Here is a 16511-nt window from a genome sequence, read left to right on the forward strand (position 1 = left end):
AAAGAGGCCCGCCTTTCGGCGGGCCTTTTCGTTGAATCAAACACTCGCTACATCAACCATGATCGTGATGGTTGCCGCCACCGCCATTCGAGCGCGGTGCGCCGCCTCCATGTGGTGCAGGAGCGGACCGTGGTGCGGCCTGAGCGTGATACTGCTGAGCAGGCGCGTGGTACTGCGGAGCTGCCGCTGGGCGATAGCTGCTTGCCTGCGGGTGATACGCCGTCTGTGACGCGTGCGATGGCGTATAGGCCGTATGACTTACGCTCGCCGGGTGATAAGCCGCACCGTTGCTGGCGCTATGCGGCGCGTAATTCGCCGAACGCATGGCCGTGTTAGCCGTAGGCGCAGCGTGCGGAGCGAAGTTTGCCGAGCGCATGGCCGTGTTGCCAGCCGGGGTTGCTGCATGCGGAGCAAAGTTCGCCGAATGCATCGCCGCCGTATTGCCACCTGGACGCATGGCTGCTGCATTCGCTGCGGCAGGTGTAAATCGACCTGCACCGGCTGCTGCTACGGCCGAGGCGGGAACACCGCGAGCACCCACGACGCCGGCACCCGTAAAGGCACCTGGACGCGATGTCGCTGCAATCGGCGGCGCACCATGGTTCACCGATGCAAGCATCGCGTGATTCTGGCTGGCCATCTGCATCTGGTGCTGTTGCGCTTCAACCGCGCCGACGTGTTGCTCGTGCGAAAACGCCTCTTCTTGCGGAGTCGCCCGCGCCATCAGGCCGCCCTGGCCACCGTTGTAGCTGGTGCGGTTGATGTACGTGTTGTTGACGACGGTCTGGTTGTAGACGTTGGTGACATGCACGCCACCGAACTGATTGACGGAGCGGTTGTAGTAGAAGCCGCCCGGTCCCCAGTGACCGCCCACGTAACCCACACCGCCATAACCGTAGCCGTAGTTCACGCCACCGTAGAAGCCAACGTGAGGGCCCCAATAGCCGGTGTGCCAACTGTAAACGCCGCCCACCCAACCCCAGTAGCCAGGCGTCCACAACAAACCGTAAGACGGCGGCATCACCCAAGTGCCAGGCACCCAGTAATAAGCCGCGCCGTTCCATGCCCAATAACCAGGTGTCCAGATGTAACCCACTTCAGGCATGGGCGGCTGCACATAAACCGGCAACACCGGCGGTGGGAAACCCACAGAAATACCCACGCCGATAAAGACGCCGGCATTGGCTTTCTGCGGAAGTGCGGCAAGGGCAGCGGTTGCCGCGAGCAGTGCAGCGGCCGAACGCATGAGCCATACGCGCTTGGTCGAAAAAGTCTGCGTTTTACTAGTTTGTTTCATGGTGTGTCCTCCTGGGCGTGCACCGTACAGCAGAAAACGCGAGAAAACTTTCGACGGGTTACCGGTGTTTGACGACAAGTTCACTGGTGTTCAGCGGGTAGTCTGGGTATCGATTCGCGTATGTGCCGCAAAGCCTTGTACTGATTGACATTGTGGCTAGCAAAATCGTAGGTAAACGAGATTCTGCGCCGTGCCTGCTTTGTGATCGACGGCTGTTTCTTGATGGAGGCTTGCGTCAGGGGTTCGCAAGGAAACGCGAGTGGACAGGGCGGCCACCAAACGTTGTATACGTGACGTCGGGTCTTAAATGTTTACCATGGCGCATCGCTCGTTACCGGCCAGTCTCTTATGTCGCACTTGCAGCATCTGCGCACGCTCACGCGTTACAAGACGTGGGCCGACCGCTTGTTCTTTCAGTCGTTAGCCGCGTTGCCGGAAGCGGTTTTGAACGAGCACCAGCCGATTGTCTTCGGCAGCATGCTACGCACGCTCAATCACGTGTACTGCATGGATCAGGTCTGGAAAGCGCATCTGGAAGGCGTGCCGCACGGCTTCAAGTCGCGCAATCCGGAAGATTGTCCGGCATTCGAAACGCTGCGCGCGGCGCAGGAAAACATCGACGACTGGTATGTGCAGTACGCGCAATCACTCGATGAGGCATCGTTGAGCGAGACGGTGCATTTCACGTTCATCGGTGGCGGGGAGGGCGCCATGTCGCGTGGCGACATCCTGATGCATGTGGTCAACCACACCACGTATCACCGCGGGCATGTGGCGACGATGATGTACAACATCTCCGCTTATCCGCCCACGACCGACTTGCCCGTCTTTCTGCGCGAAGCGGCCGGTTAATCGCCGTCAGACGTATTGCATCTTGATCGTCATGCCGCCATCGACGACAAAATGCTGGCCGGTGACGAAACCTGACGCACCGCTTAGCAGGTAAACGGCCAGAGCACCGATATCTTCCGGCGTGCCGACGCGCCCCGCTGGATGTTGAATATGGTCACGCTTGCTGAGTTTAGGCTGGTGACGCGCCTGGGGTTTTTTCCACGCGTCCGTAGCGATCCATCCCGGCAGAATGGCGTTGACACGCACGGCAGGTCCCGCACTCACCGCCATGGCATGCGTGAGCGCAACAAGGCCACCTTTGCTTGCAGCGTAAGCTTCGGTGTCTGGTTCCGATTGCAAGGCACGCGTGGACGCGATGTTGACAATGGCGCCGCCCGCATTCTTTATCGATGGCAGCGCGTATTTGCTGCACAGGAATGCGCCCGTGAGATTGGTGCCGATGTACCGGTTCCATGTATCCAGCGAGAGTTCGTGCAGCGGCTGCCGGTGGGGATCTGCGATGCCAGCGTTGTTGACCAGTCCATCGATTCGATCAAAGTGCGCGAGTGCAGCATTGATCCAGCGCCGCACGCTTGCTTCACGCGATACATCGAGCTGCCTGAAAGCAGCGCGCTTGCCGACGTTCCATTCGTGCAGGCATGCGTGTCCCGCTTCGACATCCAGATCGCCGATCATCACCGAGCCGCCGGCGCCAAGAACCGCTTGTGCAATGCCGCGACCGATACCTTGCGCACCGCCCGTGATGGCAACAACACGATCTTGTAGAGGCAGCGCATCGTGCGCAGTGATGATAGGTGCGATGGACATAATGGATTCGTCCGTTTGTGACCGAGGCTGGGAAGACTAGCGCACCCTCATGGAGTGAGGGAGTACAATTCGCCGTATGCCTGATGTCCAGACAGATCTCTTTGGCCCGCCATCGGGAGAACCGCCCGGCAGGCATCGCCTGTTTTTTGCGGTGATGCCGGATGAGAACGCACGCCATGGCATCAGCCGTGCGGCGGGATTGGTCGAACAGCAACACGCCGATATTCATCCGCGCTGGATCAACGCGAAGCGCTATCACGCCACGCTGAATTTCCTCGGTGAGTTTCCCATCTTCCCGGAAGATATCGTCAGGAAGGCCAAGGCTGCGGGTGAAAACCTGAAAGCGCCGTCTTTCAGCTGGACATTGGATTACGTTGCGAGTTTTCGCGGTCATCAACCGCCCTGCGTACTGCGCAGCACGGTTGTGCCCAAACCGTTCACGACGCTTTTAGAGGCGTTGAATACGGCACTCGTCTATGCGGGATTGCAACGCCATGTCGACCATAAGGTCGTACCGCATGTGACGTTGGCGTACGGGCGTCGCGAACTGCCGGCCATTACTCCGGTTGTGCCCATCACCTGGCACGTCGAACGCGTTCTGTTGATATACAACGGTATCGGCAAAGGTGGTTATCAGATTCTAGGCAGTTGGCCGTTGTTGACCTAAGCGCTCGATCGCCGACAGGCGCATATGGGCCAAAGGTCAGATAGGCGGCAGCACAGGGCCGGCGCACAATCATGCGGCTCGTCCCCCTCAGGCCCGCACCCAAATCAGGAGATCGTCATGCGTCCGTTATCGATCGCGCTACTGGTAGCGCTTGCTGCGTCAGGTGCTGCTCTGGCGCAAGCGCCCGAGCAGAACAGCATGCACGCCGTGTATTACGTGCCGCCGTATGTAAGAGCCGCCGTCAACGATCCCGCTCGTGCGCAAGACGCAACCGTCGACGCGCGCCGCAAGATTACCGACGTGATGGTTTTTAGCCAGGTAAAACCCGGGCAGAAAGTACTGGAGCTGATTCCGGGCAGTGGTTATTTCACGCGCGTGTTCAGCGGCATTGTCGGTTCGAAAGGGCATGTCTATGCGCTGTGGCCGAATGAATACGGTGCGGAAGCGGTGGACGATGTCGCGGGTTCCGACAAGCTGGCCGCCGATCCGCATTACGCGAATGTATCGGTGCTCAAGCAACCCGCTGCGCAATTGAGCGTGCCCGAGCAGGTCGATGTGGTTTTCACCTCGCAGAACTATCACGACTATCCGGATCAGTTCATGGGGCATGTCGATCCGGTGGCCTTCGACAAACAGGTTTACGCGGCGCTGAAACCTGGCGGCCTGTTTGTGGTGATCGATCATGTTGCGCCCGCCGGCTCGGGCATGGCCGACACCGACACTTTGCACCGCATCGATCCGGAGATCGTGAAGAAGCAGGTGGAGTCGGTGGGATTTGTCTTCGCCGGCGAGAGCAATGCGCTGCGTAATCCGAAGGATTCGCACACCATCAAGGTGTTCGATTCATCGATACGCGGCCATACCGATCAGTTCATGTTCCGCTTCCGCAAGCCGGGTTGATGAACCATTGGTGCGGGCTGCCGTTACTGCAGCCCGCGCCACATGTCGTTGAGCAGTTCGTCGCCTGAGTCAAGCGTCTGCTCCCAATACATGATGCCGCCCAGGTGCTGCGCCTTTACGTAGGCGGCTTTCGCGGCAATCGATTGCGGATCATCGTAGGTAATGAAGTGATGCGTCTTCGGGTTCCATAACCATGGCGCCTGGGCTGCATCGTCCCAATAGCGTATGTAACCCCGCTTGTTGATGACGTCGTGCTTCAAATCGGGCCAATTGTGCCCGCCTACGTACGTGCCGTAAGTCTGGTAAAGACCGTTGTGCTCCGGTTTCACATCGGCAAATTCGCGACCGTAGAGTGCAGCGCCAATGACTAGTTTTTGCGGCGGAACTCCCGCTGCCAGGAACTGCTGTACGGCGCGATCCGTGGTGCGTCCATCGCCAGTGATCAGTGCAGATGCATGCAAGCCGGTGTGATGGCCGGTTGTTGGCGTCGCGCTGTTGACGAAGTCGTACGTCATCAGATTGAACCAATCCAGATATGGATTGATCGCAGCAATGTCCACACCGCTGACAAACGGGCCATCGGCAATCGCGACACTGAGCATGTAGTGATTCGCACCGGTACGACCGTTTGCGGCACCGGCTCGATCGAGACTCGCGCGGACTGCCTTCAACAACAGCGTGAAGTTGGTTTTATCCTCGGGGCTGGATTTGATGCCCGACTCGTGATGGCCCGGGTATTCCCAATCCACATCAAGTCCATCGGCATGTTGCGCGGCGATAAGCTGCGCGGCGCTGTCCGCAAATTGTTCGCGCCCGGCGGGCGTACTGGCGGCTTCGGAAAAACCGCCAACGGTCCATCCACCCACAGAAATCGTCACTTTAAGTCTCGGGTTCTTCGATTTCAGCGCGATCAGATCCTGCAGTCGCTTCGCGCCGTTGTCGTCGAGAACCACGCTGCCGTTTTTCAGCTGGGCGAAGGCGAAAATCAGCGTGTCGATCTTCCCTGCGTCTTTGGTCTGCAGCGGGTTCCAGCCGGACGCGTAGCCGACGATGCGATACGGCGCGGGCGATGCTGCCGCCGCAACGGCATCCGTTTGGATCGCAAGCATCAGGATGGGCAACAGCAAGCTTGAAATGATGCGTGCCGGACGAAGGAAGGAACTGCCACGCATCATCTGCGCTCCGTGGGTAGGGCTCTCGATCTTCGCAGCATGTCCTCGCGCCGCAAAGTACCCTTCCTCATATTGACCGCTTGAAGTCGGCCCACGACAGCGCCATCGTGGTGCCGAAGAACCTGATGCGACCCATGACCGACGACACGCCTAACGATGCTCTCCTGCGCGACGACCCGCCGCCGCGGCCTCCCGTCGAGCCCGATATGGCAGACTGCTGCGGAAATGGTTGCGATCCGTGCATCTTCGATCTTTACGAGGAAGCGCGGCAGCACTATCGCGAAGCGTTGGCGGCGTGGCGCGTGCGTCACCCTGGCGTCGATGCGGGCGTTTGAGCTGACAGCTTTGCTCAAAAGCGGCTTTGTCGGGACGCGCCAAGCAGTCATCACCCACGGTTTAGCATGGCCAAACACCGGCCCGGATGGCGACGCACGTCGCACCGCGCATGTCCAGACATTGAACGTGTTGCTGCGCTGCATTAGATTCATGCGTGTATGTAGGGGGAATCCAAAAATGAAACGTTTTCTAATCATCGCCGCGACGGCGCTGCTTTCTGCGTGCGGCGGTCAAGAGATGGTCGCGCATGCTCCGATAGGCACACTGGTCACGCCGGGCGCTGCGCCATGGCTTACCGTCAAGGGTGGCGAGCCTCAACTGGAAGTACGCGGGCTGGATCACAAGTTGACGCTGCAGCCGTCGCCCGACCTGTCGGCTGCGGTGCAATCCCAGCTGGGTTCTCGGTTGAATGGCGACTATTTCACCAATCTCGTGGTGACCTGCACAGCTTTGACCGCCACGTTGCGTGTCGATCAGGACAAGGCACCGGGCGATGTGGCCATGGACATGGGATTGCACTGCTCGTTCTGGGCGCGCGGTTTCGACACGGCACACGATTACAAGACCCACGTTTCGACGGCCGTGGCCGGCGGGGCTGGCGACCAGGGTTATGCCGATGCGCTGGCGAAACTGGTGGCCGATGGATCTGCAGATATCGCCGGGCAGGTTGGCGGCGACTTGCGGCATCTCAAATAAAGCCGCTGAAATAAGGCAATGTGGGGCGCCCCGCAGTGGGCGCCCACGATGATTCGGGCAAGCTCCACCAACATCCTGCGAGCGATCCACGCTATCTTGTTAGCTGGACAGTTTTGGGGAGAACCGCCCGTGAATGCAGTACCTGGACCTGGCGCGACACCGCGTGCCGAACTTACGCTCCGTGGCCTGATCATCGGCATCGTGATCACGCTGGTGTTCACGGCCGCCAACGTTTTCTTTGGCCTGAAGGCCGGCCTGACGTTTGCCACGTCGATTCCTGCGGCGGTTATCTCCATGGCGATCCTGCGCGCCATGAAGAACGCGACGATGCAAGAAAACAATATCGTGCAGACGGTGGCTTCGGCCGCGGGCACGCTCTCATCGATCATCTTCGTGTTGCCGGGCCTGATCATGGTCGGCTGGTGGACGGGCTTCCCGTTCTGGGTTTCCTTCGGCATCTGCGCGTCGGGCGGCATTCTCGGTGTGATGTACACCATTCCCCTGCGCCGCGCGCTGGTCACCGATTCGGATCTGCCGTATCCGGAAGGTGTGGCCTGTGCCGAGGTGCTGAAGGTCGGCTCGGGTGAAGTCGTTGAAGCGTCCGACTCGGCGTCGGTCGAAGGCGGTACGGCCGGACTGATGGCGGTCGTGGTCGGCACGGTCGTGTCAGCGGTTTTTTACATCATCGTGCAGACACAGATTTTCGCCAGCGACGTTGCCAAGTATTTCCGCATCGGCGATCGCGGTTCGGCGAGCGGCTACGATTTCAGTCTGTCATTCGCCCTGTTCGCCGTCGGCCATCTGGTGGGACTGTGGGTGGGTGTCGCTATGTTGGTCGGTGCATTGATCGGCTGGGGCTGGGCGGTGCCGCACTTCACGCTGCTTCATCCCGCGGCGGGCGACGTATCGGATGTCGCGCAAGGCGCGTGGAACCACTACGTGCGGTTCGTCGGCGCAGGCACCATTGGCGTTGCGGCGATCTGGACGCTTGCGAAACTCGTCAAGCCTGTCTTCAGTGGTCTGAGTTCGGCGATGGCTGCGTCGCGTGTGCGCAAGGCGGGCAAGGGCGACACGCTGCCGCGTACCGAACAGGATATTCCCATCGGCATCGTGGGTTTGATCGTGCTGATCTGCATGCTGCCGATTGCGTGGCTGCTGGGCAACTTCAGCGTCGTCAGCGGTCTGGGCTCACACACGACATTGCTGGTCATCGGCGGCGTCTTGTTCGTGCTGATTCTTAGCTTCCTGGTGTCGACCGTATGCGGCTACATGGCCGGACTTATCGGCTCGTCCAACAGTCCGCTATCGGGTATCGGCATTCTGGTGGTGATCATCGCGGCGCTACTGCTGGTGATCGGCGTAAAGTCGGATCTGCCGGCCGATTCAGGTAAGGCGCTGGTGGCTTTTGCGCTGTTCATAACGTCTGTCGTGTTCGCCGTCGCGGCGATTGCCAACAACAATCTGCAAGATCTCAAGACCGGCCAGTTGGTGGACGCGACACCGTGGAGACAGCAGGTCGCGTTGGTTATCGGTGTGATCGCCGGCGCCATTGTCATTCCGCCGGTGCTCGATCTGCTCAATCACGCGTACGGGTTCCTCGGCGCGCCAGGTGTCGATCCCGCGCATGCACTGCCAGCGCCACAGGCCGGTCTCATTTCTGCGTTGGCGCAAGGCGTGATTCAGAACAATATCGATTGGAACCTGATCATCACCGGCGGCCTTATCGGTGCGGGCATCATTATTCTCGACGAGGTGCTGGGGCTGGCCAAAACATCGATGCGCTTGCCGCCGCTTGCGGTTGGACTGGGTATCTATCTGCCGACATCGACCACGTTGATGATCGTGGTCGGCGCGGTCGTCGGCTGGTATTTCGACAAGCGCGCCGATCGCACGCCGAAGGCCGAAGCGACCAAGCAGCTTGGGGTGTTGCTTGCCTCGGGCATGATCGTCGGCGAGAGCATCATCGGTGTAGTGGTCGCTGCCATCGTCGTGTTCTCCGGCAAAGCCACGCCGCTGGCGCTGGTGGGCGACAGCTTCCAGAACGCTTCGATCTGGATCGGCGGGGTCGCTTTTGCCGCCGTGATTTTCGCCATGTATCGCTGGATTGCGCGAGTGGGTCAGAAGAGCTAAGTCGTTAGGGAGCGGCGGCTGCCGAAGCCGCCGCTCCTGTGCTTCCGTGCGGGCGCGCGTACAATGTGCGCATTCAATCCACCGGATGCATCCGCTTGACCATGGTCGGTATCCATGCGTCCACGCCCGATGCGGTGCTGGATGCGCTCTTTCTGCCTCTTTCCGACGGCTCGCTGCTCTTGTCCAGCGATGCTCGTGTGTTGTTTCTTCGTGCGCGCGACGGATTCCGGTTACGCGAAGTCGCTAAGCGCGACTGGTTGTGCGAACAGAGTTTCAAGCCATTCGCAGAGGCGTTGACACGCAGTGGCCTGACTGTCGGCGAGGCTGCCGATGATGGGCGTTTCGATCTGGTGCTTGTACTGCCGCCTCGGCAACGTGACGAGGCACGCGCGTTCTTTGCACGGGCTGCGCATCATGCTGATGGTGGTGGCATCGTCCTGGCATGCGTGCCGAATGCCGAAGGCGCAAAATCGGCACAAGCGGATTTGACGGCGTTGATCGGCACCGTCAGTCATGTGTCCAAGCACAAGTGCCGCGTATTTTGGGGTGTGTCGCAATCGTCCGCGCGTGATGCATCGTTGCAGTCGTCGTGGCTCGCGCTCGATCGATTGCAGCCGAATGCAGCCGGTTATCTAAGCCGTCCGGGATTGTTCGCCTGGGATCGAGTGGATAGCGCATCGGCACTTCTTGCGATGCATCTGCCCGACGATCTGCGAGGGCATGTCGCAGATTTCGGCGCAGGCTACGGTTATCTCGCGTCGCAGATCGTCGCACGATGTCCGCATGTGTCTTCCATCGATCTTTACGAGGCTGAAGCGCGTGCCCTGGAGCCCGCGCGGCTCAATCTGCAGCAGGCGATCCGCGCAAGCGGACGAGACATTGCATTCGACGTGCATTGGCACGACATCACGACCGGCATCGATCAGCGATATGACGCGGTCGTCAGCAATCCACCGTTCCACCAGGGCAGGGCAGATCTGCCCGATCTCGGACGTGCATTCATTGCGCGGGCAGCGAATGCGCTGGTTTCGCGCGGGCGTTTTTTGCTTGTCGCCAACCGCCATTTACCATATGAATCCACACTCTCCGCACATTTCGAACAAGTACATACCGTGATTGAACAAGATGGTTTCAAAGTGATTGAGGCGAGAGGCGTGCGCGCATGAGGCTGGTCAGGTTGATTGCCAATCTCGGTTACGGCACGCGCAAAGATGTTGCGTGGATGTTTCGCGAAGGGCGCATTACCGATCCGGATGGCGACGTGCTGTACGCCGACGATAAGGTCGAGCACGCGCAGATTCGCATCGATGGTGAACCGTTGGATCCTCCCGCGGGGATCGTGTTAATGATGCACAAACCGTTGGGCGTCACGTGTTCGCGCAAGGATACCGGTCGCGTAGTCTACGATCTTCTTCCGCCGCGATATCGTGCACGAACGCCAGCGTTGTCCACTGTTGGACGACTGGATCGCGACACATCCGGCTTGCTTCTGTTTACCGATGACGGCGCACTACTGCACCGAATCATCTCGCCACGCGCGCAAATCGCCAAAGTCTACGAGGCTACGCTGGCGCAAGATCTCCGCGGTGACGAACAAGCCTTGTTTGCAAGCGGCACGTTGATGCTCGAGTCGGAAACAACACCATTGTTGCCAGCGCAATTGGATGTGCTTGGGCCACGTCATGCGCGCTTGATTCTCACGGAAGGTCGCTATCACCAGGCGCGCAGGATGTTTGCGGCCACAGGTAATCATGTCGAAACGTTGCAGCGCACGGCTGTCGGCGACTTGAATCTGAAAGGATTGGATGCTGGCGCGTGGCGACAGCTCGCTTCAAGCGAGATTTCGCTGATCTTTGGAAGCCAGCCGGCAGATCGCTAGGATTGCCGGCTGTTCAATTACGATCCGATTTGCGAAAGGCGACTGCGAGCCAATTCGTCTTCGCGGCGAGAACGTGCTTGGGAAGTCCAGGAAACCAGATTGAACTCCGGAGCACTTTCTTTTGTTGTTGTTTTGGCGTCCTGCAAAGCCACTACTGAGAGCATCCCTGCTACCAGCTGCATTCCGCGCACCAAGGCGGAACGAGCAAGAAGCATGTGCATTTCTTCACTCCACCGGCCGCCCCTGTGCGACCGTGATCGAACTCTAGCAAGCTTTTACGAGAGATGTATAGAGATCGTGAAGAGATATTTTTGAGCTGACTTGATGTAACCGCTTTCGGCCGGATATCCACATTCATGCCTTTGACAAAACTGAACTTCGACAACGCTTTCGTACGGGATCTTCCGGGCGACCCCGACGGCGGCCGCGGGTCCCGGCAGGTACAGGGCGCGGTGTATTCCAGAGTCGATCCCGCTCCGGTGACTGCGCCACGCACCGTGGCTTGGTCACGCGAGATGGCGGAGACGCTTGGCTTCACCCCGGCGGACATTGCCAGTCCCTTTTTTGCGCAGGTCTTCGGTGGAAACGGTGTTTTGGAGGGCATGCAGCCGTGGGCATCCAACTACGGCGGCCATCAATTCGGGGTGTGGGCCGGGCAGCTGGGCGATGGACGCGCCATTTCGCTGGGCGAAGTGCTCACGCCGCAGGGCAAGCGCTGGGAGCTACAACTAAAAGGGGCCGGTACGACGCCATATTCGCGCGGTGCGGACGGTAGGGCCGTCTTGCGCTCGTCGGTCCGTGAATTCCTTTGCAGCGAAGCCATGCACCACCTGGGTGTTCCGACCACGCGCGCGCTCAGTCTCGTCGTGACGGGCGACAGCGTGGAGCGCGATATGTTTTACGACGGACATCCCCAGGACGAACCGGGCGCGATTGTCTGCCGCGTCGCACCATCCTTTATCCGGTTCGGCCACTTCGAATTACCGGCATCCCGCGGGGAGATTGCCCTACTGCAGCAGCTCGTCGATTTCACAATCAAGCGCGATTTCCCGGATCTAAGCGGATCCGATGAAACGCGTTATGCCGACTGGTTCGCCGACGTTTGCGCACGCACCGCGCGCATGGTCGCGCACTGGATGCGCGTAGGTTTTGTGCACGGTGTGATGAATACCGACAACATGTCGATTCTCGGCCTCACCATCGATTACGGCCCTTATGGCTGGATCGACGATTTCGATCTGGACTGGACGCCCAATACCACGGACGCGATGCGCCGCCGTTACCGTTTCGGCCAACAGCCGAATGTTGCGTGGTGGAATCTCAGCCGTCTTGCCGCGGCCATCTCGCCGTTGTTCGGGGACGTCGCTCCGCTGCAGGCGGGGCTGGATCGTTACGCTGCGGAATACGTGTTGCAGGACAAGCGCAACGTCGCGGCCAAGCTCGGTTTGGCTGAATGCCGCGACGATGATCTATCCCGCATGGAACGACTGCATCAATGGATGCAAGCAAGCGAAGTGGATATGACGCTGTTCTTCCGTGCGTTGAGCGATATCGATCTTCATGCGCCAAGCATTGAACCGTTGCAGCACGCGTTTTATGACGATGCAAGGCGGGCCGCTGGTGAAGTGTATCTACGCAACTGGCTGGACGATTACGCCAATCGATTGCGCGAGGACGCACTAACGCCGGAGCAGCGCAAGCAGCGCATGCACGGCGCCAATCCTCTCTACGTATTGCGCAATTACCTCGCGCAGGAAGCGATCGATCGCGCTACGGAAGGTGACTACGAAGGCATCAACACCTTGCTCGAGGTGTTGCGTCATCCCTACGACGAACAGCCCGGCCGCGAGCACTACGCGCAAAAGCGGCCTGAGTGGGCGAAGTCGCGCGCGGGTTGTTCGATGCTTTCCTGCAGCTCTTAAATCGTCGCGTAAAAACGATTGCGCCCCGGTGCCTGAGGGCATCGGGGCGCAGCGTAAGCATTTACCGGTCCGAAGTCAGTTGCCGTTGTTATTGTTGTTTCCGTTGTTGCCCTGTGGATTCGGACGAGGCGCAGGCCGTGTGTTCTGCGGGGGCCGGTTGTTATTGCCACCCTGCGGAGGCGGCCGATTGCCGCCACCACCCGGAGGCTGCGGCCGGTTGCCACCACCTGGCGGTTGCGGGCGATTGCCGTTGCCCGGGGGCTGCGGCCGGTTGCCGCCACCTGGCGGTTGAGGGCGATTGCCGCCGCCCGGAGGCTGGGGGCGATTGCCACCACCTGGCGGCTGTGGGCGGTTTCCACCCGGCGGTTGCGGCCGGTTTCCACCGCCCGGCGGTTGTGGGCGATTACCACCTGGCGGCGGCGGTCTGCCACCCGGCGGACGCACGGGCGGACGCGGTGGCCGCGGCGGCGGACGAATCGGAATCGGCCGCGAGTACCAGCGCTGCCGATCGCGATAGAACGGCCGGTTGGCGTAATAGTTTCCCCAGTAAGTGCCAATCACGAACGACACAATCGGAATGCCGATCTGCGCGCCGTAGTCGGCCACATACACAGGTTGACTGTTATACATATATTGGATGTACGTTCCCGCCACCCATCCGCGATTCGGACCGACAATCACGTCGCACCACTGCCATCCCGCCGTGCAGCCTTGGATGGAAATAGGCGCACCCACGGGGATCACCTGGATGACGGGATATTGGGAATCCGGACCGGCACGCAGATTGACGTTGCCGGTGACATAACCGTCCGCGGCAAACGCCATGGCAGGGAACAGCACTAACAGGGCGGTCACGAGCGACCATAGCGTTCGCTTCATCGAGCAATCCTCCAAGCGTTACAGCGGTGGTGGACGTACGACGTTAATGCCCGCGCATCATGGCTCAATTCCCGAAAGAATGCATCGCACTCCGTTCGGGATGGCGGTCAGTGCACTTCCATCAGCTCGATATCGAATATCAGCGCGCTGTTGGGCGGAATATCGCCGCCCGCGCCGCGGCGTCCGTAACCGAGACTGGAGGGAATGATCACCTCGCGCTTGCCGCCGACGCGCATACCCTTGACCCCTTTATCCATGCCGGGCACGACCTGATCGGCGCCAATGGTAAAAGTCAGCGGATGCCCACTGTCGTATGAACTATCGAACTTCGCACCGTGGTGATCCGGGGCCTTCGCGTCGTAGAGCCAACCGGTGTAGTTGATCTCGACTTCCGAGTCATCGCGCGCTGTATCGCCCGTGCCTACTTTCTGGTCCGTAATCGTGAGCTTGGCGACGTCGTCGGCCTGCGCAGTACGCAGTCCGAAACCGCCTAGGACCAGAGTGGCCGCAACCAGAAAGACCAACCGACGAGCCATGTACAACCCCCAGAAATCGAATGAATAACGCGACGTTAGCGCATTGTTTTATGCCGTGCAGCTGTTTGGCTTCGGCACTGTGATGTGGTATCACTTACCCCATGATCATCGCCTCCCACCGCTATTACTTCTGGTTTTATGGCTATCCGAAGCCGGCGGCGGAGCATGGTGCGCGATCGTAACTAACCAGATCACCCACTTTCCTCGAAAAAGCCGCCAGCCAACCTGGCGGCTTTTTTGTTGGTCGCCGGTTACGTCCAAAGGAGTTTCCCATGACCAGCCTCACCGACGATTTACGCATACGTGAAATAAAAGAGCTCGCCAGTCCCGCCGATGTCATGCGGGATTGCCAGCCGCATCCCCTGGCGCTGAGCACAGTCGCTGCGTCGCGCAGCGCGTTGCATCGCATTTTGAAGGGTGAAGACGATCGCCTCGCCGTCGTCATTGGTCCGTGCTCGATTCACGACACCGACGCCGCGATGGAATACGCCCGCCGTCTCGTCGCCGAGCGCGAGAGACACGCCGACGCATTGGAAATCGTCATGCGCGTGTACTTCGAAAAGCCGCGCACCACGGTGGGCTGGAAAGGTTTGATCAACGACCCGGATCTCGATGAGAGTTATCACATCGACAAAGGGCTGCATCTGGCGCGCCGGTTGCTGTGCGACATCAACGCGCTTGGTCTGCCGGCCGGTTGCGAATTTCTAGATCTCATCACGCCGCAATACATCGCCGATCTCGTAGCGTGGGGCGCGATCGGTGCACGCACGACTGAGAGTCAATCGCACCGCGAACTGGCGTCAGGTTTGTCATGCCCCGTCGGTTTCAAGAACGGAACGGATGGCAATATCAAGATTGCGGTAGATGCTGTGCTTGCTGCCGCGCAACCGCATCATTTCATGGCCGTCACCAAGAGCGGCCGCACCGCCATTGCCAGTACGCACGGCAATGAGGATTGCCACGTGATCCTGCGCGGCGGCAAATTGCCGAACTACGATGCCGCCAACGTTGCCGCTGCATGCAGCGCGTTGGCCAAGGCCGGCGTGGCGGAGCGCTTGATGATCGACGCCAGCCACGCCAACAGCGGCAAGCAACCGGACAACCAGCCGCGCGTCGTCGCCGACATTGCCGCGCAACTCGAAGCTGGCGATACGCGGATACAGGGCGTGATGGTGGAAAGCCACTTGGTCGCGGGACGGCAGGATCTCGTCCCGGGATGCGAACTCACGTACGGTCAGAGCATCACCGACGGCTGCATCGGCTGGGAAGCCTCGGTGCAGGTGCTGGATCGCTTGGCCGAGGCCGTGCGCCGCCGTCGTAAAAACCTTGCAGCGCAGGCAGCCGCCTGAGTCAACCGAGGGTGTCGAAGCGAAGGGCTCTGCGGGCGACGGCGATGCGTTCTATGCTTGTGCTTGGCGACGAGCGGAAACGCACCATGACAGTGAACATCCAGCACCTGGCTTCGGCACACCGTTTTGAAACAACGGTGGAAGGCTTCACCTGCGAGCTCGATTACACCTTGCAGGGGCAGGTGATGACTATTATCCACACCGGTGTGCCGCCTGAAGTGGGCGGCCGTGGTATTGCCGGAGAGCTGGTGCGCGCCGCCTATGAGCAGGCGCGGCGAGAGGGTTGGAAAGTGGTGCCGGCTTGCAGTTATGCACGCGTGTGGAGCGAGCGTCATCCCGAATACGCGGATCTGCGTGCATGAATGCGTCCAGCGACGGAAAGATGCCGGCGCGATCGGCGCGTCGACGGTGGGCACCTATCCGTTTTGTGCGCGCTCGTCCCTGGTTGGCGATTTCCACGGTCGTCTTTCTGACGGTATTTGTCGTGCTGATACTGTCGCGCGTGAAACCTGCCTCGGCGCTTCTGCTCAGCTTCGATGTCGGTGTGTTGCTCTATCTCACCATGTTGGCGCGCATGTTCAATCGCGTCACGGCGGAACACATGTGCCGGCAAGCGTCGGGTCAGGATACCGGGCGTCGCAGCACACTCTGGATTGCTGTTGCGCTTTCGGTGGTCGTGCTGGTGGCACTATCCACCGAACTGCATGCCGCCAAGGGCGGCGGCGCGAAGGCCATGGGCATGGCCGCGCTCAGCATCGTGCTGTCTTGGCTTTTCATGAACACGATGTATGCCTTGCACTACGCACACGGCTACTACGGCGATTTCGGCAAGCAACACGAAGGCCTGGATTTTCCGGGCACGAAGCAGCCCGATTACTGGGATTTTGTGTATTTCGCCTTCGTGATCGGCATGTGCTTTCAGGTGTCCGACGTGCAGATCACCAGTCACACGCTGCGGCGAACGGCATTGCTGCATAGCGTGGTGGCGTTCTTCTTCAATGTGTTCATTATTGCCATCAGCGTGAATATCGCTGCGGGGCTTGCGTAGTCGAAAGTCTTTCATCCCGGCGCAAGCCACGATGAAAGTAT

The 16511-nt window shown here is 59.9% G+C and carries 18 protein-coding genes; 12 read left to right on the forward strand and 6 right to left on the reverse strand.

What is annotated here, in order from left to right; all coding sequences use genetic code 11:
- Positions 1 to 52: 52 nt before the first annotated feature.
- Positions 53 to 1297 carry a YXWGXW repeat-containing protein gene (locus EKH79_RS18920; protein ID WP_199754067.1) on the reverse strand — a complete coding sequence of 415 codons (1245 nt, stop codon included), beginning with the start codon at positions 1295 to 1297 and terminating at the stop codon, positions 53 to 55.
- 348 nt (positions 1298 to 1645) lie between these two features.
- Here EKH79_RS18920 and EKH79_RS00765 point away from each other — a divergent pair, with 348 nt between their 5' ends.
- On the forward strand, positions 1646 to 2149 hold the full coding sequence (locus EKH79_RS00765) for a DinB family protein (RefSeq protein WP_199754068.1): 504 nt from the start codon (positions 1646 to 1648) through the stop codon (positions 2147 to 2149).
- 6 nt (positions 2150 to 2155) lie between these two features.
- On the opposite strand, the gene EKH79_RS00770 is transcribed toward EKH79_RS00765, so the two are convergent.
- Positions 2156 to 2956: an SDR family oxidoreductase gene (locus EKH79_RS00770; RefSeq protein WP_126671879.1), complete on the reverse strand. Its 801-nt coding sequence runs from the start codon at positions 2954 to 2956 to the stop codon at positions 2156 to 2158.
- A gap of 76 nt (positions 2957 to 3032) precedes the next feature.
- On the opposite strand from EKH79_RS00770, the gene EKH79_RS00775 reads away from it, so the two are divergent.
- Together EKH79_RS00775 and EKH79_RS00780 are read left to right on the forward strand one after the other, a co-directional pair.
- Positions 3033 to 3623: a 2'-5' RNA ligase family protein gene (locus EKH79_RS00775; protein ID WP_126671880.1), complete on the forward strand. Its 591-nt coding sequence runs from the start codon at positions 3033 to 3035 to the stop codon at positions 3621 to 3623.
- 117 nt (positions 3624 to 3740) lie between these two features.
- A complete protein-coding gene (locus EKH79_RS00780) occupies positions 3741 to 4523 on the forward strand; it encodes a class I SAM-dependent methyltransferase (protein WP_126671881.1) in 783 nt (260 codons plus the stop codon).
- A 23-nt stretch (positions 4524 to 4546) separates the two neighbouring features.
- Here EKH79_RS00780 and EKH79_RS00785 read toward each other — a convergent pair whose 3' ends face one another.
- Positions 4547 to 5698, reverse strand: a complete 1152-nt coding sequence (locus EKH79_RS00785) for a glycoside hydrolase family 18 protein (RefSeq protein WP_126671882.1) — start codon at positions 5696 to 5698, stop codon at positions 4547 to 4549.
- Between the two features lie 122 nt (positions 5699 to 5820).
- Here EKH79_RS00785 and EKH79_RS00790 point away from each other — a divergent pair, with 122 nt between their 5' ends.
- The 5 genes from EKH79_RS00790 (at position 5821) to EKH79_RS00810 (ending at position 10736) form a co-directional block, all read left to right on the forward strand.
- Positions 5821 to 6030, forward strand: a complete 210-nt coding sequence (locus EKH79_RS00790; protein ID WP_126671883.1) for an oxidoreductase-like domain-containing protein — start codon at positions 5821 to 5823, stop codon at positions 6028 to 6030.
- A 178-nt stretch (positions 6031 to 6208) separates the two neighbouring features.
- Positions 6209 to 6727 carry a hypothetical protein gene (locus tag EKH79_RS00795; protein WP_126671884.1) on the forward strand — a complete coding sequence of 173 codons (519 nt, stop codon included), beginning with the start codon at positions 6209 to 6211 and terminating at the stop codon, positions 6725 to 6727.
- Positions 6728 to 6856: 129 nt separating this feature from the next.
- Positions 6857 to 8857, forward strand: coding sequence for an OPT family oligopeptide transporter (locus EKH79_RS00800; protein ID WP_233590110.1), 2001 nt, complete (start codon positions 6857 to 6859; stop codon positions 8855 to 8857).
- A gap of 101 nt (positions 8858 to 8958) precedes the next feature.
- Entirely contained in the window at positions 8959 to 10023 is a 1065-nt protein-coding gene (locus tag EKH79_RS00805) for a class I SAM-dependent methyltransferase (RefSeq protein WP_126671954.1), read from the forward strand.
- The gene (locus tag EKH79_RS00810) at positions 10020 to 10736 is read left to right on the forward strand and encodes a pseudouridine synthase (RefSeq protein ID WP_126671886.1); all 717 of its coding nucleotides are present in this window, start codon (positions 10020 to 10022) and stop codon (positions 10734 to 10736) included. Before EKH79_RS00805 ends, EKH79_RS00810 begins: the two co-directional genes overlap by 4 nt.
- Before the next feature lie 17 nt (positions 10737 to 10753).
- Here EKH79_RS00810 and EKH79_RS00815 read toward each other — a convergent pair whose 3' ends face one another.
- A complete protein-coding gene (locus tag EKH79_RS00815) occupies positions 10754 to 10957 on the reverse strand; it encodes a hypothetical protein (protein WP_126671887.1) in 204 nt (67 codons plus the stop codon).
- Positions 10958 to 11098: 141 nt separating this feature from the next.
- On the opposite strand from EKH79_RS00815, the gene EKH79_RS00820 reads away from it, so the two are divergent.
- The gene (locus EKH79_RS00820; RefSeq protein WP_126671955.1) at positions 11099 to 12658 is read left to right on the forward strand and encodes a protein adenylyltransferase SelO; all 1560 of its coding nucleotides are present in this window, start codon (positions 11099 to 11101) and stop codon (positions 12656 to 12658) included.
- 75 nt (positions 12659 to 12733) lie between these two features.
- Here the strand turns inward: EKH79_RS00820 and EKH79_RS00825 are convergent, their stop codons facing one another.
- Both EKH79_RS00825 and EKH79_RS00830 read right to left on the reverse strand, forming a co-directional pair.
- Complete coding sequence (locus tag EKH79_RS00825; RefSeq protein ID WP_126671888.1) at positions 12734 to 13537, reverse strand: SH3 domain-containing protein; 804 nt, start codon at positions 13535 to 13537, stop codon at positions 12734 to 12736.
- Positions 13538 to 13644: 107 nt separating this feature from the next.
- Positions 13645 to 14073, reverse strand: coding sequence for an FKBP-type peptidyl-prolyl cis-trans isomerase (locus EKH79_RS00830; protein ID WP_126671889.1), 429 nt, complete (start codon positions 14071 to 14073; stop codon positions 13645 to 13647).
- A gap of 272 nt (positions 14074 to 14345) precedes the next feature.
- On the opposite strand from EKH79_RS00830, the gene EKH79_RS00835 reads away from it, so the two are divergent.
- The 3 genes from EKH79_RS00835 to EKH79_RS00845 all read left to right on the forward strand — a co-directional run bounded on the left by EKH79_RS00835 (position 14346) and on the right by EKH79_RS00845 (position 16470).
- A complete protein-coding gene (locus EKH79_RS00835) occupies positions 14346 to 15422 on the forward strand; it encodes a 3-deoxy-7-phosphoheptulonate synthase (protein WP_126671890.1) in 1077 nt (358 codons plus the stop codon).
- Positions 15423 to 15508: 86 nt separating this feature from the next.
- A complete protein-coding gene (locus EKH79_RS00840) occupies positions 15509 to 15784 on the forward strand; it encodes a GNAT family N-acetyltransferase (protein ID WP_126671891.1) in 276 nt (91 codons plus the stop codon).
- Positions 15781 to 16470: a DUF1345 domain-containing protein gene (locus EKH79_RS00845; RefSeq protein ID WP_126671892.1), complete on the forward strand. Its 690-nt coding sequence runs from the start codon at positions 15781 to 15783 to the stop codon at positions 16468 to 16470. The genes EKH79_RS00840 and EKH79_RS00845 overlap by 4 nt, the downstream gene beginning before the upstream one ends.
- Positions 16471 to 16511 lie beyond the last annotated feature (41 nt).

It is taken from the genome of Dyella dinghuensis, from assembly GCF_003977615.1.
GTDB lineage: Bacteria > Pseudomonadota > Gammaproteobacteria > Xanthomonadales > Rhodanobacteraceae > Dyella_B > Dyella_B dinghuensis.